Below are 22121 nucleotides of genomic sequence, written 5' to 3'. Positions count from 1 at the left end.
CAGTGATAGGAAAGTTGTTAAACCGTTAACTAAATCAGTATCATAGCTTAAACTAAGTATAACCCCAACGGTTAAATTTAATAAAAGTCAAAATATAGTATGGAGAAATAATGTCAGAACTTACAATTGTAACAGGCGGTACTAGAGGAATAGGTAAAGCTACCGCTTTAGAATTAAAAAATAAGGGTCTTACGATAGTTGCTAATTTTTTCGCAATTATGACACTGCTAAAGAAATAGAAGAAAAATACAGTATAAAAACCAAACGCTAGAATATTGCGGATTTTGAAGAATGTAGAAAAGCAGTACAGGAAATTGAAGAGGAGTTTAAAAAATCGGTAAGTATTCTTGTAAATAATGCCGGTATTACCAAAGATAAAATGCTACATAGAACGAGTCATCAAGATTGGAATGATGTGATTAACGTTAATCTCAATTCTTGCTTTAATATGTCTAGTAGCGTAATGGACGAAACCAAGATTACGGTCGTATAATAAATATCAGTTCAATTAATGCTCAAGCAAGGCAGGTTGGGCAGACTAATTACTCTGCTGCTAAAGCTGGAATTATCAGCTTTACTAAGGCCCTTGCTCGTGAAACTGCTTCTAAAAATATCACCATTAACTGTATAGCTCCAGGGTATATTGCAACCGAAATGGTAGGAGCAGTACCCGAAGACGTGCTTGTTAAAATCGTTAATAGTATCCCCAAAAAAAGACTAGGATAGCCGGAAGAAATAGCTAGAGCCGTGGCATTTTTAGTTGATGAAAATGCCGGTTTATCACAGGTGAGACTATTTCTATCAACGGCGGCCATAATATGATTTAAACAATTAACTAATAATAGATTAGAATATGAAAGAGATCGTAAACCAATTAATCTCTAAAGGAAGAGAACTTTTAAGTAAAAATGAATATAAGGAAGCACTTAATATATTTACCTTAAATTAAACAATATAAAGGTTTTCTAAATATCTATTATTATGAAGACATCACTTACTTGTGTTGGGGAGAGTATTATAATAATGTGGAACAAACAGACCTTTACCTTAAGGCATTAGCTTCATTACGACAAACAGCTCTATATACATCTAAACCTAAAGATACTGATGTTTTATTAGGAAAAGCTTTTTATAAAGCAGGCAAATTAAGCGAAGCTGGTACTGTACTTAAGAAATATATATATCTTGTCCAGAGAATGAGGAAGAATTTCAGGAAATTCTCAGTCAAATAACTCCAGAACTTAATAAAACTAATAATTCACCGATGTTATCGAGAGATAGTAGTCAATTAACTTCGTTTAATAATAAAGATTCGCATGATATAATAGAAGTGAGTCAAACATTAAATGCATTAATAAGCATAATAGCTAAACATGACCACGATATAGCTCGACATGCGCAAGCAATTGCAGACATAAAAAAATGTTACAATCTGCAAATGTTGGGTATACTGCAGATATAAACAACCAAATTAAAGAATTGAAAGTCATTAACCCTAAATTAGAAGAATATTATAAATGTTTTAATATGGCTTTACAACAATGTATGTATTGTTGCTAGTGCTGTAAGTAGAGGCCTAGTAGTTCATGATGCAGGGTATTTAACGTGTGAGTGCCTCTTCTCTTATAAAATGGGTTTGTTATCTTGGCGACATAGCAGCGTCCGGTTTTTTAAATTCTATTGCCACTGCTCTAATAGCAGTTCTGCATGATGCCGGTGATAATATGTTTAACTCTAAGGAAGAAAAAAAGCTATTAGATGTACTTACTACATTTTGTAAAATGATTAATAAACAATCTAATATAACCCGTACCTGTAGGACAAGATCTACAGAGATTAGCTTTACTTTTTGCTAATTTAAGGAGTGTAGAAATCAAAAAAAATAATGAGAAAGATTTCAGTAATTTCTTTACGACTAAATTGCCAATGCACAATAAATTTTTTCGTTATGATACCAAATAATATCAAAGAAATGAATAGTAATCCTATGGAAAAATTAGCGTTTCAAGATACTATTTCTTTGATTAGTTATATGTATCATCATGCAGAGGATATATTAAAGAGTTCTAAATCGTTGTTAAATCAAATTTTAACTACTACAAAAGAAGGATTAAGCACATCATGGGATGATATAAAGAAAACTACTCCCGGCAATGTAGAGTACGATTTATGGCAAATGGAAAAACAAGTACCTGAATCTGAAATAATAACTGAGAAAGCAAAAAGCGGACAGCTGCGAAGTATAAAGATATCTTGCTTTTCGGTTGATTACTCAAAACCACTTTAAAAAAAATAGCGATTTCTTCAACCGGCATCAGAAGAGGAGTTGAAGATTTTCTTAATTAAAAATATTTTGCTGATAAATTTACTGAAGAAGAACAAGGTTGTTTTGTCTTATTCTTAGCATATAAAATATTTAGATATGGTAATAAGGTATGTCTCAAATATTTTAGCGAGCAACAGCCGGAGCGGAGCTAATTACAAAAATTTTCGATGATTATCCTCATTTATTTTTTAGGAGAAAGGCAATTAACATATGTATTAAAAATAAAGATGGTAGACAAAAACCATTAGATGCAATAAAGTTAAAATCGTCAGATAAATTTCAGTATTCCCTAAGGTAGATATTGTTGTAAACCTCATATTTGAAGAAGAACCTAAACCGAAGCACGTACCTAATGAACCTGAGCTTGTATTTAACTTAGAGCTCATACCTTTAAATATAGACGAAAATGATGATGTACTACCAACAAGTAATGTAGAAAATAACCACTAAATTTTTAAAATGACTAGCATATATCACATTCTTGACCGTGTTCCTGCTATTTATAAGCAGGACATGGAAATAGAGTATGAGCATTTGGCTATGCAATTAATTAAGTCCGGTAAATTACGGATAGATACCGATGATTGCTGCAATTTTGCAAGGTTTACCGAACCTGCTCTTAATATAAGCTTAATGGTTAGTAAAGAAGAGCTAACAAGCCCGCATTTAATCCCTGAAACTACCAAGCTTTTTCAAAATTTATACAGAAATTCCGCTTCAGATCAAAAAATAAAATCAATTTTCGATAATTTAAAAAAGCAAATACAAAAGCTACAGCCGGTTAAGAAAGAAGTAACCGAAATGCTAGCACGTATTTTTGTTCAGTCGGCTCATCCGATCGTAATAAGGTGGCTTCTTCTTAATAAGACGGAAGTATTTCTTACCTACTCACATAATATCGGCGATATGATGGATATGGTTAGCTGGCAACGAGTAGGCGGTAATAGCGGTATGCAAAGCACTAACGGCAAGGACGTAGCTATTTTTGTTTCATGCGGCGGTAATCCTTTTGCTGAAAACAATAAAGATCATCCGACTTACGGCAACGGCTTTGCTGCGGCAGCAAGACTTCAGATTATCGCAGCCCAAGAGCTTGGGCATTTTGCCGATATAAAGAGAGATGATAAAGGCAGGCAAATAACTCGCCATTCGGCTAATTTTTCCGGTACTAAAGCTACCGATAAAGTACGAATTGCTAGAAAAAATGACATAATACATTGTCATAATTTGCTGAGTAAGCTCCTTAAAGCAGGTATGAAAAAGCAATTAGATTATGAAACGAAACTTAAATTTTATAATGCAAATAAAGTTAGCGGCTTAAAAGTTTATGCTATAAAATTCATGATTTTTATATATAAATTTCGGCTTTTAAATTATAGCAGTAGGAATAATCTAATATTTGTAAGAAAATTTAAAACCGATGAATATATGGCATTAATGATTGATGCTATGTTTAAAGATATGCAAGCTAATTTATCACCGGCAGCTGACGTGTATAAAAATAAAAACCCTGAAATTGAAGAAGCGATAGCCTGCATTGAAGCCTTAGCAAGAGTACCGCAACAAACCGTAAAATGGGGATATTTAACTACCAAAGAAACTATGCATGACCTTTATAAAATATATTATAACGAGGTTATACCTTCTTTAATTACTAGCTATAATGCTATCACCGGTGAAAATTATCAACGTAATTTTAAAAAGCCAAAAAGTAATTTCTTTTCTAAAATCAATATCTTTAGTAACAAAAAGTTAGTACTAAAACCGGTTAGGGAATTATGAGTATACTGATGTGAAATGAAGAATGGTAGACAAAGATTAACTTCAAAAAGAGCAAGGAATTCACAAGGCGATGAGGCATTGCTGCGTGGATATTGTTTTTTCGTCATTGCAAGGAAAATTACAAAGTAATTTGACGAAGCAATCTCAGGAGTTTGTTATTATTTCATGAGATTGCCACGCAGCCTACGGCTGCTCGCAATGACGATTTGGTATCCCGCACAGGAATGATATTTTTAGAACAATATCTTTAACTTTATGAACCTTTGGTGGCTAGTATATTTGCTGCGTAAATTACAGTTATACGTTGCAAATAGCTCAATATTCTTATGAGCGGTAAGTAAACTTGCACCTACATTATAGCCAACTTTCGGTGTGCTGCTACTTGTAGTGTGCTCAAAGTAATTATCTGCCCAAATAAATCTAGCTTTCACCTTAGGTTGCTTATTGCTAAAGCTATTTTCTACAGAAGCATGTAGTCCCGGTACTATTTGAGTATCGTGTGATAATCTCTTAGGAGCGGTTAATTTTATGCCTGCAATCCCTGTAGTTAAGTTACCGGACTTACCAGCGACATACATATTATTCACACCTGTACCGGTTTGCTGCAGTATAAGTATATCCATTAGGAACCAATCCATCTCCATTACTCATCCTCAAAATTGATAGGGCGGCTAAATCATTCGCCGTGTGAGCCCCTATTAATATTAATCACAATATTTGTACAGAATGCCGTAGGGAGATTGTGAAAAACTATACCGCTTTCTCCTAAAGCATTTATAGTAATATTACCGGTAAAACCTTTATTAACCCTTACCTTCCCAAAACTTATAAACTCTAAATTCCCTGTATCTATTACACTGCCGTTGCGATGTTTCATATCAACTTTTTCTTTAAATACAAGCTCAATAGATTCAACGGCACTAATATCATTACCGGTAATGGTTAGCTCAGAACCTGTTCCATTACCGCTTATAAGCTTTAGCTTTGCTTTTGCATTATTATTAGCGCCATATGCAAGAGGTGCTACTAAAGCATTTTGAACTGCCTTTTGAGTTTGCAGATTGTCAATGTTAGTTATATTGTTAATACTAACTCTTGTAGTTGGATTGCCTTCAATAATAGTAAATACCCCATTAAAACCATAAAGATTAATATCATTAATATTAATATTTTGGGCAAAATTAACCATATGGTTATTTTCTGCGATAATAATATTGTCATTATCTTGTGGAAGATAATGGTTGTGATTATATCTTCAATCATTCATCGTACCTATATTAGAAGATGGATTTCCCGCCGAAATAATATCCGCCGCAAAGCCTCCCATGCTTGCAAGCAGCCCAATACTACTGGTTGCTAGTAAAAGTTTATTAAAAAAATTTTGTTCTTATTAGTTATAATTTCCCCTATAATTTATTGCTTTTAATGATTTCACCACTTAACTTATCGGTCATTATACACTATTTATTTACGACGCACAATAATTAATAAATAAATTTACTATTAGTTAATATTTATTAATTATTTACGATGGCGTGATTTATGAAATTTAAATAGGCTGGTTTAATGAAAGGTAGGGGTTATGGTGTTTGTTTGGTAGGTAATCGTCATTGCGAGCATGCATTGCCAGTGTGGATCAGTTTTCCGTTGTCATCCCGTGGTCAAACCACGGGATGACACCGAGTGCGTTTTTCGATCCACACAATAATGTCGTAATTTCCTCGCAATGACGTCAAAATAACATCCTATTCATCATCTATATTAGAAAGCTCATCTTGTAATTCTCGAGAAAATACATCCTCATCATCGTTAGAATCATTCGATTTCTTAAGAGAGTTTTTGAAATTATTTAGGTCTTTATTTTCAAATATGTCAATAGATTTTAAAGTCTCGTTTGGAATTATAACTATAATATTTTTACTTAATTTATCTAAATAATCAGTGGTAACGGCAACTTTCAGTACTCCTCCATATTTGCTCTGTTTGCTACTTACTACAAAATCTTTTAAAGATTTACTTTTAAAATAGTTTTCAGAAGTAAAGATCATTGTTATAAAAAATAGTACTAACGAGATAGTAGTACCTACGACAAATCCTGCTAATAACCCTAAGAATCTGTCAATAAAACCGTTTCTCATAAATGAAATTATAGCAAGAAATTTATAAACTATAAAAACACATAAAATTAAAGCAATAACATAAGATATAACACCGGCAATAATTATGCTTATAACCTCATTATCCATATATTTCCCGATTAGGTCAGAAATATATGGATATAAAAAATATCCTAACATTATAGAAGTAATAAAACCGAGTATTCTAGTTGCAAACCCGATTATGCCTTGATATAAGCCGAAAAATGAGAAAAGAGTAATAATAGCAAAAATAGTAATATCAAAAAATGTGATCATTATTGTTAACTTCTATTGAATAATTGGATTTAAATCTTATATATTATATAATTAAAGTTTAATTTATGAGCGATAAAATTTTTCATAACTTATCCGGTAAAACACTAGTTGCTACACCGCATGTCATTACAAAAGGCATTTACCATAAATCCTTAATTTATATGTTATCACACACGGAACAAGGAGCAATAGGATTAATATTTAACCGCTTAGTAAATCATATAGATTTAAAATCGTTTTTTAAAATAAAAAATGACGAAATAACAACCCCGGTTATGGTTCCTATATATCTTGGCGGACCCGTAGAACATGAAAAAGGGTTTTTTCTTCATTCTAGCGATTATAATAAAAATTTGTTATTGGATTTCCATAATGATTTAGCAGTAAGCTCTAATTTAGAAATTTCAGAAGATATAGCTTTCGGTAAAGGACCTAAAAATAGCTTATTCATTGTCGGTTATACAGCATGGAAACCAGGGCAGCTTGAAGAAGAATTAGAGACAAATCTATGGCTGGTTATGGATTGTAATAAAGAATTTATTTTTGCCGATAATCCTGAAAGTAAATGGCATAATGCATTAAAACACTTAGGCATTGATGAAATACATTTCTCATCACAAATAGGAAATGCTTAGAGATTATCTGTTAACCATTTTTCGGTAAGCCTAAGCAATAATGCTTTAAAAATTTTCCCTGACTGCTAATTAAATACACAAAATTAGAATGTTGTAATTCATATTTGTTTGTTTTTACATCAAATATTTTGGATGTATAGAAGACCTTAAATTGATCTGCTAATTGTTCAATATCTTGGACTCTCCCTGTTAAACCTATAAAATTATCATCTATTTTTTCTAAATATTTTTTTAATACTTCACTTGTATCATGCTCAGAATCTAGAGTAATAAAAACTACTTGTACTAAAATATTCTCTTTCTTCAAAATCTTAATAATATCTTCTACTCTTTTTAGTGTTTGATTGTCATATAAGGAATAGGTAGTACCAAAATAAAGCAAACTTAAATGACCTTGCAAATGGGTACTATCAAATTTCTTTCCTTCTTGATCTATAAGAGTAAACTTAATTTTAGGCGAATCGTCCATATTACTAGTTTTCGCACCAATCTTAAGCTTAGACGGAATTAATGAAGAATACAATAAACATAAAAATATTATGCCCGTAATCATAGCTAGGGCTATAAAAATTTTTATAATATACATTTGGTTTTTATTATTTCTCATAACCTAAGTAATTATTAATATTTATTTATAATAAAACTTATTCTTATCATATATGCAATAAAAATCATCTTTCAGTATATTAAATATCGTAATATCTAAATTGTGATATTTTTAGTTAAAATTAATTAATTTATTAACTAAATTGAAATTTTTTGAGTTAAGATTATTAAATAAAAAACAACTAAGAAACGGATTAATTATGTACAATAATACCGTTTATGTAAAACGTTTAAATGATAACTTTAAAAAACAAGAACATACGGAAATAGTAGAGAGTACTATTTCAAATGCTAAATGACAACAACAATGCAACTTAACTGATACAAACACTCCTAAATCAAAATGGAATATTATATGATTTGTCTAAAGAGTTAACATCAATAATTTCTTCACCGTGTAGTCAACTTAAATTTATACAAAAAACTGAAAAATATAAAAATTTAGCAGAAAAATTTAAAGAAGAAAAACTAGAAACTAATTATACGAATATTACGACAAGCCGGTCACATGATTCATACTTTAAAGAACCTTTACTTAAGTTCGATGATTTACACCTTAATTCTTCATTGAGACCATATTATGATAATAATGAAGATTCTAGCAATATGTTAGGTGCTTGTTATAATTCCTCAGAGTTAGCCTCAATGAGAAAAATTTAATATCTCTTAATACAATTTTAATAGACAAGCAGAAATGTGGTGCTAGTATAAAAAATAGCTATATTTAACGATGAATTAGATTATGACAAATAATCAATTTTCCAAAGATACCAAAAAAATTGCTGATCAAATAAAAGATGCATTAATGGGTATTAGTGACGATCTTGTACTTGAAAGTAAAGAGGTAGAGGAAATTTTTGAAGAATTAAGCCAAAATGAAGAATTTGAGTATGAGGTGGAACGAATGCTTTCTATCTTAAATGAACAAACTATGGATTTAACTCAACTGCAAAGTCGGATTATCTTATTAATCCGTAAGTATTTAGGTAAAACTAAAAACTTAAAGCTTAAAATGGATGAGAAGCTCATTAACAAGAATGTTGCCGAAGTCAGTAATTATTTAATGCATCAGCATTCTAAAATAGTTAGAGATGCTAATAAAAACCTTACAAACCCAAAAGACAAATTACAAGGTTTAACCAAACAAGCTAGAATAGACTTAAAACGTTTATTAAAAAGCTTTGCCGTTTACCAAATTTATATGTTTATGAACCCAAAAAGAATAGCAGGCGAAACGAAGCTAATGAACTTCGCCTATAATATGATCAAAGGGGGCATGAAACTCGCTAAAAAATATGAAGGCGGCAAGGAACAAGAAATTAAATCATATTCACCTAGACTTATTAAAAAACTTGAAAAAGCTCATGTCGGCTTTAAAAAAAGTGGCGGTATATCAATTTAACTATTGTATCTTTTTATAAAGAGCTTATACTAAATTAACATTAATATTATGATAGGTATCAAGCTTTCAACTTAAATTATTCATGTAAACTTAATATTGCGGAACTAATAACTTGGGTACATCTTGGCTGCAGTACTCAAGAAAAACACCACGCTCAACCTGTAAAAATTAACATAAAACTCTTTCTCTCAACTCCTCCCCTTGCTACTGTAACGGATAATATAAACGATACTGTTTGTTATGCAAAAATCGTACGGCTAGTACAAAAACTTTCTCAAGAAAATCACTTTAATCTTATCGAGTATTTAGCCGCACAAATATATGTGATATTATTTATCAAAATTTTATCGAATCTAAATTAGAAAAGATTTTTCTAAACGTAACCATTACTAAATTAAAATCACCGGTTTCAGGAGTGCATGGCGGCGTTTCTTTTTCTTATTCAGGAAAGGAGACACTATGATTTATATTTCTATAGGCAGTAATTTAGGTAATAAACTTTTAAATATTAAAAAAGCTCTAAATTCACTAAAAAGTTGTAATTTTATATCGCTTAAGCAATCTATTATTTTTGAAACACAAGCTATTCTACAACCTAATGCAGATAAAGCTTGGGATAAATCATATTTAAATATGGTGGTGCAGGGCAAAAGTACTTTAACGCCTAGTAAACTTCTAATTGAGCTTAAAAAGATTGAAAAACAACTAGGTCGAGCAAGCTCTTACGATAAATGGTCTCCAAGAGTTATTGATTTAGATATCCTACTTTGGAATAATTGCCATATAGATTTATCTGATTTAAAGATACCGCATCCTGAATTATTAAACACACCGTTTCTTATTCATCTAATTGCAGGTTTAAGCTTGGAATGTCGTTATTCATGTCCGATCAATAATTTTTACAACAATAAAACCTTTGCAGAAATAGCACATTTAATTGAAAATCAAGGAGTTATAGGCTCTCTTGTTTTAAATCCTCAATTTGTCGGTATTTTAAACATTACTCCTGATTCTTTTTCTGATGGAGGATTGAGTTTTCATAATGAAGGGGCTACAATAATTGAGCTTGGATCACAATCAACACGTCCTTCTGCTTTAATTATTAATGAAGATGAAGAATATGCAAGGCTCAATAATGTTCTTGAAGAGCTTAAGGAAGTTATAAAGGAAAAAGAAGTTATAGTCAGTATTGATAGTTTTACTCCTGAAGTAATTAAACGTGTTTTAAAAAAATACCCTATTTCCTATATCAAATTGGTTAAAAATAATCTAGATGATTATACATTACGATTAATTGCCGATTATAATTGTAAAATTATTACTATGCATTCATTAACCGTTCCACCGCAAAAACAAAAATGTCTTGATAAATCTCCGCTTGCTAGCTTAAATATAATAGACAGAGCAAGAAATAACAAAATTAGAAAAATGTGGATTTGATAGAAAAAATATCATTCTTGATCCTGGAATTGGTTTTGGAAAATCCGTTTATCAAAATTTACATATTACAATATATTAAAGAATTTAAAAATCTAGGATGTGAGATATTGTTAGGACACTCACGAAAATCTTATATTTCCGCTTTTTATAATTCCAAAGCATCGGAAAGAGACTTAGAAATAATAGCAATATCAAAATATTTAATGGAAAACGTAGTTGATTATTTACGAGTGCATAATGTTATAGAGCATCAAAAATTTTTTGTAGCAGACCATATGATTAACTATATCTTATGAAAAATAGAAAAATCATCGGTATAATGGCATGTGACCCACAAGGGGTGATAGGTAATAAAGGTCAGATGCCTTGGTCTTATACTAAGGAGTTTGAATATTTTTATCAGACGGTAAAAAATAATATTATAGTCATGGGACGCAAAACCTTTGACTCTATACCCACAAAGATTTTAAAAAATTGTATTTGTATTGTTTTTTCAAGAAATACACCATTACAATCTTATAATAATATATTTTTTATTAAATCCTTAGATGATTTTTGGCAGGTAATAAAACCTTTTACTGATAAAAAATTTTTTATGGTTGGAGGGACAGAAATAGCAACTCTTTTCCTAGAACAAAATCTTATTGATGAATTTTTACTTACAAAAATAAATAAAAATTATGATGGAGATACTTTTTTGCCTCTTAATCTTTTAGCAGAATGGCATTCTGTAATAATAGATAAAACAAACAATTATCAGATTTATAAATTTACTAAGAGGAGGTAAGATGAAATTTTTAGAACAGCTTAATATAAAAATCTTGAGCAATATAACCTCTTAAATCATCCATTTTTCAATTATGGCATATGGGAAAACTTACTCATTCTACTTTACAAATTTACACAAAAGAATATTATCATCACGTTACAGCTTTCCCACGTTATATTAAGTGCAATACATTCCAAATGTAGTGATATACAAGCTAGACAAATATTACTTGGTAATCTTATAGAAGAAGAACAAGGTGAAGAAAATCACCTGGAACTATGGAAACGTTGTGCTAAAGGACTTGGATGTTTAAGAAACCAACGCACTTCAGAACCTAAATTAGACTCAACTCAAAAACTTGTTCAAGATTATTAAATTAACAGAGGAATCTTTTTCTATAGGTCTTGGAGTACTTTATGCTTATGAGCGTCAGACTCCTAAAGTATCTGACTCTAAAATTCAAGGATTACAAAAATTTTATGGAAATTCAGATTACAGAACTTTACAGTTTTTCATTGTTCATAGTAAAGTTGATCAATGGCATACACAAGAATGTGCAAATTTGATTAATAATTTAAGCTCAAAAGAACAAACATTAGCATATCAAGGAACAAAACTACTATGGCAATTTCTAGACGGTATAAATGCAACGTATCAATAATTTAACTATTATTCTTTCATAAAATGAAAAATATCTTCCTACATTCCTTAAGTCTTGAGAATTATCGTAATTTTAAAAATCTTGAACTAAAAACAGATAATACACCAATAATTTTAATAGGTGAAAACGGTAGCGGTAAAACTAATATTTTAGAAGCTATATCGCTATTTTATCCAGGAAGAGGGCTGAGATCAGCAAAACTTGCCAATGTATGCAAAACTTCAGAAGATCATTGTCTAGTTAAAGCTCTATTGCAAAGTAAGCTAGGACTTGCAGAATTTACCACCCAATTTAAACGTAGTTCTAATAGAAGGATAACTGAGTATAACGAAAGTAAAATAGCCAATAATGAGTTAAGTAAATTCACTAGCATGGTATGGCTGACTCCACACATGGAAGGAATCTTTACAAGCGGTAGCAATGATAGAAGAAAATTTCTTGATAGAATAGTTTATAATTTTGATCCAAAGCATGCAGAGCTAGTTAGTAAATACGAATATTACATGCATGAGAGAAATAAAATTCTAGTAGAAGATATAAGAGATGATAATTGGCTTAAAATTATTGAAGAAAAGATGGCTGATATTTCTAACCATATTGCTAATAATCGCTTAAAAACCTTAGAATTTATGCAGCAAGCAATAGATGACCTTGAAAATGAATTTCCAAAAGCCGATTTATCGATTGACGGCATTGTTGAACAAAAAATATTAAACGGCAAAGAAAATATTGTTAGTTTTATTACTGCAGAACTTTATCAAACAAGAAGCAAAGATAAACTACTTGGTCGCACTAGTTTTGGAGTTCATAAAAGTGACTTTTTAGTAAAGCATCAAAAGAAAAATATCTTAGCCAAATTCTGTTCTACCGGTGAACAAAAAGCTATATTAATTGCAATAATCCTTGCTGAAATGAATTATGCTATAAAGCTAACTAAAATAGCACCGATTTTACTTTTAGATGAGGTCTTTGTGCATTTAGACGACAAAAGACGTCAATATTTAATCGAATTTTTGACCGGCTTAAACATGCAACTATGGGTTACCACTACCAATCTAGAGGGAATAGAAAATTTTGCAACTAAAGCACAATTGATTAAGTTATAGTTTGTTTAATAATGTCATTCCTGCGAAAGCAGGAATCCAGAAAAAAAGTATTAAATACAGCAAATTTTTGAAATTAAAAGCTCGATTTATCTCGCTTTATGCTGGATTCCTGCTTCCGCAGGAATGACATTGAACACTTTTCTCACACCATATAACAACGCCCGCTAAAAGCGGGCATGACATCAAGAGTATTTTCTGATCCATACAATAAAGCACTATCCCAATCAGATTCACAAGAAAAATTTCATCCTTCTTGATTTTTATCGCACCTCTTAAAAAACCAAAATAACTATTATTATTTTTCATAAAATAAAATTGCACTTCACTTACATATTATATGAGCATTAGTTAAATTTAAAGTTTTTTGTATATAAATATATTGCTTAATCTTTTGAAACTGCTTAAAATTGATTTTTAATTTATGTAAATACTATGACAAAACAAGCTAATAAAATATCCTATGATGAAGTACCTTATTCTCCATTTACTTTCAGTTATACCTCCCCACCTTATTTAAGAACTATCGGCAAGCTATTCGGGCTAAACCCTCCACCTCTTGAAACTGCTAAAATACTTGAACTCGGTTGTGGAATCGGTGTTAATCTGCTTAACTTTGCTGAAACATATCCTAAATCACAATCTCTAGGTGTTGACTTATCCAAAACACAAATAGAATTAGGTAAAAAAATTATCAGTGATTTGAAAATAAAAAATGCCGAACTAAAGGCATTATCTATATTGGACCTTGATGAGTCATACGGTAAGTTTGATTACATAGTTTGTCACGGCGTATATTCATGGGTACCTGAAGAAGTACAAGATAAAATACTCAAAGTCTGTAATACACTGCTAAATCCGAACGGCATAGCTTTTGTAAGCTATAATACGCTCCCGGGCTGGAATATGCAGAGAACAATACGTGAAATGATTATGTTCCATTCAGAGCTATTTAATACTAGCCATGATAAATTACAGCAAGCTAAATTACTTTTAAAGTTCATCAATGACTCATTAGAAAGCTCCACAACGCCTTATTCTAATTTCTTACGAGATGAAACAAAATTATTATCTACATATACGGACTCATATGTATTACATGAATATTTAGGCGAAATTAATACAGGTATATATTTTCACCAATTCATAGAAAAAGCTCAAAAAAATCATCTAAATTACTTAGGTGATACGTCGCTTACTGCAATGTTTATCGGTAATTTACCTACTCAGGCAGCAGAAAAGCTACAAGCAGTTAATGATATTGTTCGTACTGAGCAATATATGGATTTTATCACTAATAGAAAGTTCCGCTCGACATTATTATGTCATCAAAACATACCTATAAACAGAAAAATTGAATTTAATAATTTAAAAGAGTTTTTTACTAGCCTTAATATTAGACCGGTAATTCTAGAAAAAGCTGTTGATTTAACTAACGAACAGGAAAATGTTAGCTTCTATTACGAAAATTTACCTGAGCCTTTTATTTCAACCACTTCGCCGATCATGAAAGCTATTTTATATGTATATGCCGAAAATATTAGCAATCCGATAAGCTTAGAACAAGTAGCAAAAGAAGCTTTTAAAAAGCTTGGTAAATATCAATTACAAGATTTCTTAGCAGCATTAGAACAGCATTTTATCATATTCATTTTTCAAGGTTATCTCAAAATATTTGAGACAAAACCTCATGCTATAGCAACTATCACCGAAAAACCTAAAACTAGCGAATTTGCAAGATACCAAGCAAAACAAGCATATTTTAATAATGTAACTAGCGTGTTTAGCGTCACTAATAGACTTAACGATATGGTAGGTATACCGATACATGAAAAATATATTTTAGAAATGTTAGACGGTACGCATAATATTGATGATATTAAGAAAGGCGTTCTTGAAAAAATTAATTCAAAACTTTTAACTGCTCGTGACGATAAAGGACAGGAAGTAACAGATCCAAAATTATTAAAAGAATTTGTTGACTATGTAGTTAATACATCCCTTGAGAAATTCCGGGTGAATTATCTGTTAGTAGAGTAATTAAAATGTTCGTGATCAAGTCTGCTTTGTTGCATGGATCAGCTTTTTCGTTATTGCGAGTAGTCGTAGACTACAGCCAATCCATAAAAATATAATCCGAGTAAATGAAGAGTAGCTATACGAAGCTCAACTTGGAAAAGAGCAAGGAGCCTGTAAGCCGAGGAGCAGAGCGTATACTTTTAACACGTGAGCATCCGAGGATTTACAAAGACGACACAGTCAATTTTTCAAGTTGAACGAGTATAACTATGCTACTAATTTTTCACGCAATACTTCAACTAACTTATTAATTGCTTCGGTTGGGTGGATGTTTTCAAGGATAGCAAGCTCGCCTGCAAGTCTATTTAAAGCTGATTCGTAGAGTGTTCTTTCACTGTAAGAACGATCATTATCAACATTTTTATGTAAGTCCCGTAATACTTCGGCTATAGCTACAATATTACCTGAGTTAATTTTGCCTTCATATTCTTGGGCTCTTCTACTCCACATTCTATTTCCTTGTTTTGGTTTACCTTGAAGAGTTGAATATATGACATCTAAATCTTTTCTGCTTGCAACCGCTCTAAGACCAACAACCGCAGCTCTACTAACAGGCACTTTTAATGTCATTTTATCCTGCGAAAAGGAAATTACATATACTTTAATTTCAGTACCTGCAATAGTATGATATTCTATATTTGTTATTTCACCAACTCCATGTGCAGGATAGACAATTCTCTGGCCTATTTTAAACTCAGATTTTTGTTCGGATTGTGTTGTATTTGCCATTATTAATTCCTCCGTAGTGGTTTTAGTGCCTAAGAACTTAATGTTAGACTATTATTTTCCATAGCATAGCACATTTTTCTTTTATTATAAAGTAGAGATTTTTATTGAAATAAAATTGATACGATCTTATTGTAGATAATATTAATAAGTTAAAGGAATAAATATGCGAAGTATTTTTACTATACTAATATTTTTATTATTTTTGAGTAGCTGTTCAGAAGAAAAAGCACAAGATAAGAACCATGAGGAAAAACAAATAATAGAGCACGAAACTCAAAATAACGAAACTTATAAAGAAACGAATCAGGAAGCCGTAAATTCTGAAAATACGGCTGAATCAATAGTTCCTGCTAATGATAATAATCAGACTGATGAAGTATCAACGCCGGCTTCACACAAACAAAAAAATCCTGCAATAAAACCTGTTAAAGTCACTTTTAAAGTTGATGATAATGATATGGTTCTTGGTAACAAAAAATCAAATGTTATAGTAGTCGAGTATTTTTCTCCTACCTGTCCACATTGTGCTTATTATCATCAAACAATTTTTCCAGAACTTAAGAAAAAATATATTGATACTAACAAAATTGCATATGTGGTTCGTGAATTTATTGCTACTAAACAAGATTTAGATGCTGCAATTTTAGCCCGCTGCAAGGGGGATACAAATAGTTTTACACAACTTCATAATATCATATTAATACAACAAGATAAGTGGGCATATAGCAATAAATACAGAGAATTACTAACTGATATAGGACAACTTGGCGGTATTTCTCCGGAAGAATACAAACAATGTTTAAATAATGATAAAATTACTGCAATACTAATTGCTAATACCAATTTTGTAGCAAAAGCACCCCAATTTATAGGTACTCCTTCTTTCTTCGTTAACGGAGTACAAACAGGAAGTTATAGCATAGATACTATTTCCACAGCAATTGATAAAGCTTTAGAGGAGCAGAAAGAAAAAGCAAAAAATGAAATGAGCTTGTAATTTAGATCGTCATTGCAAGCAGTCGTAGACTGTGCGGCAATCTCGTTAAATATCCTGAGATTGCTTCGTCGACGGCTATGGCGTCTTCTCGCAATGACGGAGATAAACTAATGAATACGGAAAAACTAAAAGATATCAAAGCAAGAATTAAAGACTTAACAACTCCTAAGTTTTCTAATCCTAAAATTCGGCAAGAAATTAGCCCATTCACTATCGCTGTAGATTTAGTTTCAGGTACAATGGTAGGTGTCGTAATTGGAATATTTACGGATAAAATTTTTAATTCTAAACCTTTATTTCTTATTATATTTACAATAATAGGAATGATTGCCGGCTTTAACATTATAAGGAAAAAAGTAAATAATAAAAAGTAAGGAAATGACTCATAGCCCTTTAGCACAATTTGATATCAAAAAATTAATAGACATCAAAATGTTCGGTTTTGACGTCAGCTTTACTAATGCGAGTATCTATATGTTACTTGCTAGCATCTTAGCTCTCACTTATTTTTACTTAGCTTTTTATAACCGGAAATTAGTACCTTCTAGATTACAAGTGAGTGCTGAAATAGTTTATAATCTTGTAGCTGATATGTTAAATCAGAATATAGGAGTAAAAGGACATAAATTTATTCCGTTAGTTTTTAGTTTATTTATTTTCATTTTATTCTGTAATTTACTTGGTATGACACCTTATAGCTTTACTGCTACTAGTCATATTATCGTTACTTTTACCTTGGCAATTCTAGTATTTTTAATAGTAACTATAGTCGGTTTTGTAAAACACGGCTTACGTTTTTTAACCCTTTTTTTACCGCATGGTACTCCTTTATGGTTAGCACCGTTGATGATAGTAATTGAACTATTTACATATTTAGCAAGACCGGTTAGTTTATCATTGCGACTTGCCGCTAATATGATGGCAGGACATGTTTTATTAAAAGTAATAGCCGGTTTTACCGTGTCATTAATGATTTACTTGAAATTTCTGCCAATCCCTATTATGGTGATACTAATTGGGTTTGAAATTTTTGTTGCAATACTTCAAGCTTATATTTTTACTATTTTATCTTGTATGTATCTTAATGATGCTATTAATTTACACTAGGCTTTTTGCACAACTTGCTTCTAAAGGTAATTTGTACGTCAATCCGATGCTTGAATCCTCACGTACTTTTTTGTACTCTGCAGTTCTGTGCTTCGTGTTTCCTGCAAATTCCTTTTTATTAGCTTCGTTGTGCAAAAAGCCTATTATACAGATAATTAGATAAAGTTTTTTGATTAATTAAAAGTGAGTTTTTTTATGGACATGGTTTCTTTAAAATTTATTGGTACAGGACTTATGGCTATCGGCATGTACGGTGCAGCTTTAGGCGTTAGTAATATATTTAGCTCTCTACTTAGTTCAATAGCACGAAACCCTTCGGCTACAGAAAACTTACAAAGAATTGCTCTGATCGGTGCAGGTCTTGCTGAAGCAATGGGACTTTTTTCCTTTGTAATTGCTATGTTACTTATTTTTTCTTAAAATTCATTTTTAAATAAGATGCCTCAATTTGATATTGCTACCTATTATTCACAAATTTTTTGGCTTATCGTTACTTTCGGCTTATTGTATATCTTTGTTTATAAATTTATAACTCCAAAAGCTGAAGAAATTTTTAATAATAGACAGACAAATATTCAAGATAATATTACACAAGCCGATATATTGACCATAGAAGTAGAAAAGCTAAATAAATATTATAACGAGGAAGTAGACAAAACAAATGCTGAAATAGATAGACTAAAAAAAGAAAAAATAGACTCTTTAGAATCAGAATTTTTAATTAAAAAAAAGAATCTAGAGCAAGATTTAAAAAACGCTATAAATCAAAACATTGAAGATATAAATTTAGCTGCTAAGCAATTTAGAACTAATAAAAGCGCAGCAATCATAAAGCTTGCCGTTAATATTATTGAAAAAATAGTTGACACTAAAGCAGATATGAATTTACTACAAAATATAAAAGTAAAATAATGAATTTCCTAGATGAGAGCTTCTGGCTTGCCGTTAGTTTTATAATTTTTTTATATTTAGTTTATAGACCGGCAAAAAAAGCCATTTTAAATTCTTTAGATGCTAAGATTTTAGAAGTCCAAGAAAAAGTTCTACAAGCTGAAAAGTTAAAAGAAGATGCTGCTTTGCTCTTTAAACACACAAAAGCACAAATAAAGAAATTAGAAACTTTACGCTCTCAAATGATAGAAGAAAGTAATGAAGTTACCAAGAAAATCATTCAAGAAAAAACTAAAGAAATTGAAGAATTTTTAGAGCATAAAAAATCTGATGCTATACAGTTAATGCAAAACCAAAAATCAACCGCAAGTAAAGAGCTACAAGATGAATTTTGTGATGAAGTGATAAAACTTGTATCCGAATATTTTCAATCAGTTAAGCTTTCAGAAAGCAACATTGCTAAAAATTTAATGGATAAATCTTATTTTCCTCAGGATGAGGGTAAAGCTACATAGCCACACTAACCACTAGCTAGCAATTTATTTAAAATTGCTTCATCATTAACACATATCCGTAATATTGAGCCATCAATAAAATATTCAGGACGTTTGTTATCTTATTTGTTAATTCAGAATAGGCTCTAACAAATTCTTTTACACAAGTGAAGTTTTTGCTAGAGCTGTTAATTGCTCCTAAGCAAATCGCTTCAAAACATAACATTTTAGCTATTTCTATATTTTTAAGGTTAGATAAAACTCCTAGTTGTTTTGCTATAAATATCTATCACCTAAATAGACTTGCACCCCCAATTTCCTCAGATTGAGAACTTACTATTCCACTTATCTTTAGCAACATTAATATATATTTTTTTAAAACATTCTTTTGTATTTTTTGTTTAATTTCTAATGTAACTTCCTCAAAATCGCCTCTTTATAATATAAACTCCCTAGTTTCATTATTTTTTATAAATTCTGGTGCAATTTTTTTTAGATAAGTTTTTAGCCTTGTAGTGACCTAAACCTAAAGTTTGACGTACATTAAATAAGATTGTTTATAGAACTCTATAGCTTCGTATGTATTATCTAATTTTCATAAATCACTCCGATATTATTAAGAGAGCTAGCAATAAAAGAAGGGTGAACTAATTCTTGATCGATTTTTAAAGCTTTCTTATAATATTTTAACGATTCTTCAAATTTACATAATATATATTCATTATAATAACCCATTTTTTGATATAAATTTGCCTTTCTACATTTATCCATTTCAATATCATCATTTAATATTTTTACTACATGGGGATAAAATATTTTAGAATTTTCCCAGTCTTCACTTGGAACATCTGTTAATATTGGAAATAAATCATCTAAGATTTCTGCTAGTCTTGTATAAATCTCTTTTTCATCTATCGCATGTTCTTTATTTTATTTATATATTGCTTTGTTATAAATTGCATTAATCTATGTAATTGTAAGCCGGCTTGTCTATTTTGGTATGTTAGATTCATTATCGATAATGCTTCTAACCTTTTTATAGGTTCTTGTAGCTTTTCTTTATCTATTAAAAATAATTCTTCGAAAATCTCTATACTGATAAACTCAGGGTCTAAATCTGCAGAATATTGTAAAATATCTGCCAAGCTAAAGGTGATTTTTCTAATAATTGTAGTAATAAAATGGTTTCTATATGATCATCTTTGCTATTTTTAAAGTAATTAATGTAATCATTTACTTTAAGTAATTTATTTGCTTTTAAATATGCTACTGCTTTAGATAGCCTATAAGGTGATGCAGCATCGTTACTACCAAAGTCTTCTACTAATTTATCAATATCTTTCTTGTTTAATCTATTTTTTAGAGATTTCTTTAAATATAATATCGCTTCTTTTTTACTAAAAGACTCTACTAATATAATATTTTCTATATCATCACTTAAATTATTATTTTTAGTAGTAATTATCACTTGTGCCTTATCATTAAGTATATTAATTATACTGTTAAGATAAGGCTCTATATCTTTATGATCTTCAACATTATCAAAAATAAATAATATAGCTGAATTTAAATTAGCAATCCTCTCATGGACTAATCTTATTATGTTTTCTTCCTTTTCATCTATTACGTAAATAGTAAATTCTTTAACAAGTTGTCTATATGCTTCAAGGACTTTGTCTGCAGAATCTACGTTAATAATTGTAAGAAAGTTCAAATGTTCCCTCAGGGGTTATGATCTCTTTTGATGGGCAACCTTGTGCGGCATTATTTTCTAAATGCTTATAAATATCTAAAAATTGTCCGGTTGCAATATTACCGTTTATAAGCTGATCGATTACCTCTAAGAAGCTTCCAAATGTCGTTGCAGTAGCATTTTTATATATTAGATTGCTTGCTAAAGGTAATAAATATCAAGTGCTTTATTAATATGCGGATTACAGACATTTACAAAATTTGGAGCTGATAAATAAGTTGTTATATTTAAAATTTTTACGTCAAAGGTAGTTTCATGGCTATACATACATATGCGGCTAAAGATTTTCTGTAGCTAAACCCGGGCTATCGAATGTGATTGCCTTTGCTTTTGGATAATGAAAATCTCTATGAGCAAAATATAAACTAAGCTCTGCGAGCCATACACCTAAAGAATGACCTGTGAAAGATAAATTATAATTATTCTCTTCAGCATATTTGGTAATCTCCTTTGTAGCTTCATATGCGGCCGCTTGCTGGCCACTATCTGTCCACCTAAAATACTTTTAAAATGAGCTTTAAACGGTGAATTAGTTTTGAGCAAATCTAATTTTTCAAATGTAGTACCTTGATAGGTAAGTACAATTTGTTTTACTTTTTCATTTACATATGCTACTGCGTAACATCTACCTATTTCAGGCTCCAGTCTTTTAATTGTTCATTTCGGGTTTTGACCTTTTCATTATTTTCTTTTTCTACAGCAAACTCTACAATATCATTTTCCGTAGAATTCATATAAGCATGTAAACTAAATAACCCATGGACAAAGTCGGTAGGGTGGTGCTTTATAGTTTTGATTATTTAAGATCTTATATTATAGGAAAATATAGAATGGTGACCCCTACGGGACTTGAACCCGTGTTCCCACCGTGAAAGGGTGGTGTCCTAACCGCTAGACGAAGGGGCCTTAATTTTAAAGTAAGCAATATAGTTA

30 protein-coding genes, 1 tRNA gene and 3 pseudogenes are annotated in these 22121 nt (G+C 30.7%); 23 read left to right on the top strand and 11 right to left on the bottom strand.

Features of this window, described 5'->3' with window-relative positions; translation table 11 throughout:
- Nucleotides 1-110: 110 nt before the first annotated feature.
- The 7 genes and pseudogenes from ACHBLB_RS02725 to ACHBLB_RS02695 all read left to right on the top strand — a co-directional run bounded on the left by ACHBLB_RS02725 (nucleotide 111) and on the right by ACHBLB_RS02695 (nucleotide 4108).
- Nucleotides 111-827, top strand: a pseudogene (locus ACHBLB_RS02725) (SDR family oxidoreductase).
- Nucleotides 828-1025: 198 nt separating this feature from the next.
- Nucleotides 1026-1232: a hypothetical protein gene (locus ACHBLB_RS02720; protein ID WP_475842445.1), complete on the top strand. Its 207-nt coding sequence runs from the start codon at nucleotides 1026-1028 to the stop codon at nucleotides 1230-1232.
- Nucleotides 1233-1264: 32 nt separating this feature from the next.
- Entirely contained in the window at nucleotides 1265-1462 is a 198-nt protein-coding gene (locus ACHBLB_RS02715) for a hypothetical protein (RefSeq protein WP_004996895.1), read from the top strand.
- A complete protein-coding gene (locus ACHBLB_RS02710) occupies nucleotides 1423-1560 on the top strand; it encodes a hypothetical protein (RefSeq protein WP_230454137.1) in 138 nt (45 codons plus the stop codon). Before ACHBLB_RS02715 ends, ACHBLB_RS02710 begins: the two co-directional genes overlap by 40 nt.
- Before the next feature lie 47 nt (nucleotides 1561-1607).
- A complete protein-coding gene (locus tag ACHBLB_RS02705; protein WP_475842443.1) occupies nucleotides 1608-1856 on the top strand; it encodes a hypothetical protein in 249 nt (82 codons plus the stop codon).
- 408 nt (nucleotides 1857-2264) lie between these two features.
- A pseudogene (locus ACHBLB_RS02700) lies at nucleotides 2265-2776 on the top strand (hypothetical protein).
- Between the two features lie 9 nt (nucleotides 2777-2785).
- Nucleotides 2786-4108 carry a DUF2748 family protein gene (locus ACHBLB_RS02695; RefSeq protein ID WP_475842441.1) on the top strand — a complete coding sequence of 441 codons (1323 nt, stop codon included), beginning with the start codon at nucleotides 2786-2788 and terminating at the stop codon, nucleotides 4106-4108.
- Between the two features lie 233 nt (nucleotides 4109-4341).
- On the opposite strand, the gene ACHBLB_RS02690 is transcribed toward ACHBLB_RS02695, so the two are convergent.
- The 3 genes from ACHBLB_RS02690 to ACHBLB_RS02680 form a co-directional block, all read right to left on the bottom strand.
- Nucleotides 4342-4731 (bottom strand): autotransporter domain-containing protein, encoded by a 390-nt coding sequence (locus tag ACHBLB_RS02690; protein WP_475842718.1) that lies wholly within the window; start codon nucleotides 4729-4731, stop codon nucleotides 4342-4344.
- 53 nt (nucleotides 4732-4784) lie between these two features.
- Nucleotides 4785-5297, bottom strand: a complete 513-nt coding sequence (locus tag ACHBLB_RS02685; protein ID WP_475842439.1) for a hypothetical protein — start codon at nucleotides 5295-5297, stop codon at nucleotides 4785-4787.
- Between the two features lie 556 nt (nucleotides 5298-5853).
- Nucleotides 5854-6522, bottom strand: coding sequence for a CvpA family protein (locus tag ACHBLB_RS02680; RefSeq protein WP_475842437.1), 669 nt, complete (start codon nucleotides 6520-6522; stop codon nucleotides 5854-5856).
- 65 nt (nucleotides 6523-6587) lie between these two features.
- Between ACHBLB_RS02680 and ACHBLB_RS02675 the strand changes: the two genes are divergently transcribed.
- Complete coding sequence (locus tag ACHBLB_RS02675) at nucleotides 6588-7157, top strand: YqgE/AlgH family protein (protein ID WP_475842435.1); 570 nt, start codon at nucleotides 6588-6590, stop codon at nucleotides 7155-7157.
- Nucleotides 7158-7167: 10 nt separating this feature from the next.
- Here ACHBLB_RS02675 and ACHBLB_RS02670 read toward each other — a convergent pair whose 3' ends face one another.
- On the bottom strand, nucleotides 7168-7764 hold the full coding sequence (locus ACHBLB_RS02670; protein WP_475842433.1) for an SCO family protein: 597 nt from the start codon (nucleotides 7762-7764) through the stop codon (nucleotides 7168-7170).
- A gap of 359 nt (nucleotides 7765-8123) precedes the next feature.
- On the opposite strand from ACHBLB_RS02670, the gene ACHBLB_RS02665 reads away from it, so the two are divergent.
- The 9 genes and pseudogenes from ACHBLB_RS02665 to ACHBLB_RS02625 all read left to right on the top strand — a co-directional run bounded on the left by ACHBLB_RS02665 (nucleotide 8124) and on the right by ACHBLB_RS02625 (nucleotide 15178).
- Entirely contained in the window at nucleotides 8124-8423 is a 300-nt protein-coding gene (locus ACHBLB_RS02665; RefSeq protein WP_475842431.1) for a hypothetical protein, read from the top strand.
- Between the two features lie 82 nt (nucleotides 8424-8505).
- Nucleotides 8506-9165 carry a DUF5394 family protein gene (locus tag ACHBLB_RS02660; RefSeq protein ID WP_475842429.1) on the top strand — a complete coding sequence of 220 codons (660 nt, stop codon included), beginning with the start codon at nucleotides 8506-8508 and terminating at the stop codon, nucleotides 9163-9165.
- 95 nt (nucleotides 9166-9260) lie between these two features.
- Nucleotides 9261-9527, top strand: a complete 267-nt coding sequence (locus ACHBLB_RS02655) for a dihydroneopterin aldolase (protein ID WP_228368905.1) — start codon at nucleotides 9261-9263, stop codon at nucleotides 9525-9527.
- A 97-nt stretch (nucleotides 9528-9624) separates the two neighbouring features.
- Nucleotides 9625-10605 (top strand): 2-amino-4-hydroxy-6-hydroxymethyldihydropteridine diphosphokinase, encoded by a 981-nt coding sequence (gene folK / locus ACHBLB_RS02650; protein WP_475842427.1) that lies wholly within the window; start codon nucleotides 9625-9627, stop codon nucleotides 10603-10605.
- Nucleotides 10577-10901 (top strand): annotated as a pseudogene (locus ACHBLB_RS02645) (dihydropteroate synthase). Before folK ends, ACHBLB_RS02645 begins: the two are co-directional and overlap by 29 nt.
- A complete protein-coding gene (locus tag ACHBLB_RS02640; RefSeq protein ID WP_475842425.1) occupies nucleotides 10898-11392 on the top strand; it encodes a dihydrofolate reductase in 495 nt (164 codons plus the stop codon). Before ACHBLB_RS02645 ends, ACHBLB_RS02640 begins: the two are co-directional and overlap by 4 nt.
- A 340-nt stretch (nucleotides 11393-11732) precedes the next feature.
- Nucleotides 11733-12035, top strand: coding sequence for an iron-containing redox enzyme family protein (locus ACHBLB_RS02635; protein ID WP_475842423.1), 303 nt, complete (start codon nucleotides 11733-11735; stop codon nucleotides 12033-12035).
- Between the two features lie 23 nt (nucleotides 12036-12058).
- Nucleotides 12059-13141: a DNA replication/repair protein RecF gene (gene recF / locus ACHBLB_RS02630; protein ID WP_012736443.1), complete on the top strand. Its 1083-nt coding sequence runs from the start codon at nucleotides 12059-12061 to the stop codon at nucleotides 13139-13141.
- Between the two features lie 432 nt (nucleotides 13142-13573).
- The gene (locus tag ACHBLB_RS02625) at nucleotides 13574-15178 is read left to right on the top strand and encodes a methyltransferase regulatory domain-containing protein (protein WP_475842421.1); all 1605 of its coding nucleotides are present in this window, start codon (nucleotides 13574-13576) and stop codon (nucleotides 15176-15178) included.
- Between the two features lie 246 nt (nucleotides 15179-15424).
- Here the strand turns inward: ACHBLB_RS02625 and ACHBLB_RS02620 are convergent, their stop codons facing one another.
- Nucleotides 15425-15946, bottom strand: coding sequence for a CarD family transcriptional regulator (locus ACHBLB_RS02620; protein ID WP_010976718.1), 522 nt, complete (start codon nucleotides 15944-15946; stop codon nucleotides 15425-15427).
- 163 nt (nucleotides 15947-16109) lie between these two features.
- Between ACHBLB_RS02620 and ACHBLB_RS02615 the strand changes: the two genes are divergently transcribed.
- The 3 genes from ACHBLB_RS02615 to ACHBLB_RS02605 all read left to right on the top strand — a co-directional run bounded on the left by ACHBLB_RS02615 (nucleotide 16110) and on the right by ACHBLB_RS02605 (nucleotide 18050).
- On the top strand, nucleotides 16110-16943 hold the full coding sequence (locus ACHBLB_RS02615) for a DsbA family protein (RefSeq protein ID WP_475842419.1): 834 nt from the start codon (nucleotides 16110-16112) through the stop codon (nucleotides 16941-16943).
- A 110-nt stretch (nucleotides 16944-17053) separates the two neighbouring features.
- Nucleotides 17054-17317, top strand: coding sequence for an AtpZ/AtpI family protein (locus tag ACHBLB_RS02610; protein ID WP_012719316.1), 264 nt, complete (start codon nucleotides 17054-17056; stop codon nucleotides 17315-17317).
- A gap of 4 nt (nucleotides 17318-17321) precedes the next feature.
- Entirely contained in the window at nucleotides 17322-18050 is a 729-nt protein-coding gene (locus tag ACHBLB_RS02605; protein ID WP_475842417.1) for a F0F1 ATP synthase subunit A, read from the top strand.
- On the opposite strand, the gene ACHBLB_RS02600 is transcribed toward ACHBLB_RS02605, so the two are convergent.
- On the bottom strand, nucleotides 18042-18185 hold the full coding sequence (locus tag ACHBLB_RS02600; RefSeq protein WP_081498196.1) for a palindromic element RPE1 domain-containing protein: 144 nt from the start codon (nucleotides 18183-18185) through the stop codon (nucleotides 18042-18044). The genes ACHBLB_RS02605 and ACHBLB_RS02600 overlap by 9 nt on opposite strands.
- 60 nt (nucleotides 18186-18245) lie before the next feature.
- On the opposite strand from ACHBLB_RS02600, the gene ACHBLB_RS02595 reads away from it, so the two are divergent.
- From ACHBLB_RS02595 to ACHBLB_RS02585, 3 genes are read left to right on the top strand one after another with little or no spacing between them, the layout of a single operon-like run.
- The gene (locus ACHBLB_RS02595) at nucleotides 18246-18470 is read left to right on the top strand and encodes a F0F1 ATP synthase subunit C (RefSeq protein ID WP_475842415.1); all 225 of its coding nucleotides are present in this window, start codon (nucleotides 18246-18248) and stop codon (nucleotides 18468-18470) included.
- 18 nt (nucleotides 18471-18488) lie between these two features.
- Nucleotides 18489-18962, top strand: coding sequence for a F0F1 ATP synthase subunit B family protein (locus ACHBLB_RS02590; protein WP_475842413.1), 474 nt, complete (start codon nucleotides 18489-18491; stop codon nucleotides 18960-18962).
- Nucleotides 18962-19456 (top strand): F0F1 ATP synthase subunit B, encoded by a 495-nt coding sequence (locus tag ACHBLB_RS02585; RefSeq protein ID WP_475842411.1) that lies wholly within the window; start codon nucleotides 18962-18964, stop codon nucleotides 19454-19456. Before ACHBLB_RS02590 ends, ACHBLB_RS02585 begins: the two co-directional genes overlap by 1 nt.
- Before the next feature lie 567 nt (nucleotides 19457-20023).
- On the opposite strand, the gene ACHBLB_RS02580 is transcribed toward ACHBLB_RS02585, so the two are convergent.
- The 5 genes from ACHBLB_RS02580 to ACHBLB_RS02560 form a co-directional block, all read right to left on the bottom strand.
- Complete coding sequence (locus ACHBLB_RS02580) at nucleotides 20024-20206, bottom strand: tetratricopeptide repeat protein (protein WP_010976710.1); 183 nt, start codon at nucleotides 20204-20206, stop codon at nucleotides 20024-20026.
- A gap of 140 nt (nucleotides 20207-20346) precedes the next feature.
- Nucleotides 20347-20580 (bottom strand): hypothetical protein, encoded by a 234-nt coding sequence (locus tag ACHBLB_RS02575; protein ID WP_012150252.1) that lies wholly within the window; start codon nucleotides 20578-20580, stop codon nucleotides 20347-20349.
- Nucleotides 20547-21149: an NB-ARC domain-containing protein gene (locus tag ACHBLB_RS02570; RefSeq protein ID WP_475842409.1), complete on the bottom strand. Its 603-nt coding sequence runs from the start codon at nucleotides 21147-21149 to the stop codon at nucleotides 20547-20549. The genes ACHBLB_RS02575 and ACHBLB_RS02570 overlap by 34 nt, the downstream gene beginning before the upstream one ends.
- 316 nt (nucleotides 21150-21465) lie before the next feature.
- Nucleotides 21466-21633 (bottom strand): lipase family protein, encoded by a 168-nt coding sequence (locus tag ACHBLB_RS02565; RefSeq protein WP_230455944.1) that lies wholly within the window; start codon nucleotides 21631-21633, stop codon nucleotides 21466-21468.
- Nucleotides 21634-22019: 386 nt separating this feature from the next.
- Nucleotides 22020-22094 (bottom strand) — tRNA-Glu (locus ACHBLB_RS02560).
- Nucleotides 22095-22121 lie beyond the last annotated feature (27 nt).

The organism is Rickettsia lanei (genome assembly GCF_056242675.1).
Note: the sequence above shows the minus strand (reverse complement) of the source record. Positions and strands in the feature narration are given on the sequence as shown.

Bases quoted from the DNA above. Each gene is read 5' to 3' on its own strand.
- ACHBLB_RS02715 (WP_004996895.1), top strand. From the start codon at position 1,265: ATGTTATCGAGAGATAGTAGTCAATTAACTTCGTTTAATAATAAAGAT.
- ACHBLB_RS02710 (WP_230454137.1), top strand. From the start codon at position 1,423: ATGTTACAATCTGCAAATGTTGGGTATACTGCAGATATAAACAACCAA.
- ACHBLB_RS02695 (WP_475842441.1), top strand. From the start codon at position 2,786: ATGACTAGCATATATCACATTCTTGACCGTGTTCCTGCTATTTATAAG.
- ACHBLB_RS02690 (WP_475842718.1), bottom strand. From the start codon at position 4,731: ATGGATATACTTATACTGCAGCAAACCGGTACAGGTGTGAATAATATG.
- ACHBLB_RS02685 (WP_475842439.1), bottom strand. From the start codon at position 5,297: ATGGTTAATTTTGCCCAAAATATTAATATTAATGATATTAATCTTTAT.
- ACHBLB_RS02680 (WP_475842437.1), bottom strand. From the start codon at position 6,522: ATGATCACATTTTTTGATATTACTATTTTTGCTATTATTACTCTTTTC.
- ACHBLB_RS02675 (WP_475842435.1), top strand. From the start codon at position 6,588: ATGAGCGATAAAATTTTTCATAACTTATCCGGTAAAACACTAGTTGCT.
- ACHBLB_RS02670 (WP_475842433.1), bottom strand. From the start codon at position 7,764: ATGAGAAATAATAAAAACCAAATGTATATTATAAAAATTTTTATAGCC.
- ACHBLB_RS02660 (WP_475842429.1), top strand. From the start codon at position 8,506: ATGACAAATAATCAATTTTCCAAAGATACCAAAAAAATTGCTGATCAA.
- folK (WP_475842427.1), top strand. From the start codon at position 9,625: ATGATTTATATTTCTATAGGCAGTAATTTAGGTAATAAACTTTTAAAT.
- ACHBLB_RS02640 (WP_475842425.1), top strand. From the start codon at position 10,898: ATGAAAAATAGAAAAATCATCGGTATAATGGCATGTGACCCACAAGGG.
- recF (WP_012736443.1), top strand. From the start codon at position 12,059: ATGAAAAATATCTTCCTACATTCCTTAAGTCTTGAGAATTATCGTAAT.
- ACHBLB_RS02625 (WP_475842421.1), top strand. From the start codon at position 13,574: ATGACAAAACAAGCTAATAAAATATCCTATGATGAAGTACCTTATTCT.
- ACHBLB_RS02620 (WP_010976718.1), bottom strand. From the start codon at position 15,946: ATGGCAAATACAACACAATCCGAACAAAAATCTGAGTTTAAAATAGGC.
- ACHBLB_RS02615 (WP_475842419.1), top strand. From the start codon at position 16,110: ATGCGAAGTATTTTTACTATACTAATATTTTTATTATTTTTGAGTAGC.
- ACHBLB_RS02610 (WP_012719316.1), top strand. From the start codon at position 17,054: ATGAATACGGAAAAACTAAAAGATATCAAAGCAAGAATTAAAGACTTA.
- ACHBLB_RS02605 (WP_475842417.1), top strand. From the start codon at position 17,322: ATGACTCATAGCCCTTTAGCACAATTTGATATCAAAAAATTAATAGAC.
- ACHBLB_RS02595 (WP_475842415.1), top strand. From the start codon at position 18,246: ATGGACATGGTTTCTTTAAAATTTATTGGTACAGGACTTATGGCTATC.
- ACHBLB_RS02590 (WP_475842413.1), top strand. From the start codon at position 18,489: ATGCCTCAATTTGATATTGCTACCTATTATTCACAAATTTTTTGGCTT.
- ACHBLB_RS02585 (WP_475842411.1), top strand. From the start codon at position 18,962: ATGAATTTCCTAGATGAGAGCTTCTGGCTTGCCGTTAGTTTTATAATT.
- ACHBLB_RS02580 (WP_010976710.1), bottom strand. From the start codon at position 20,206: ATGGATAAATGTAGAAAGGCAAATTTATATCAAAAAATGGGTTATTAT.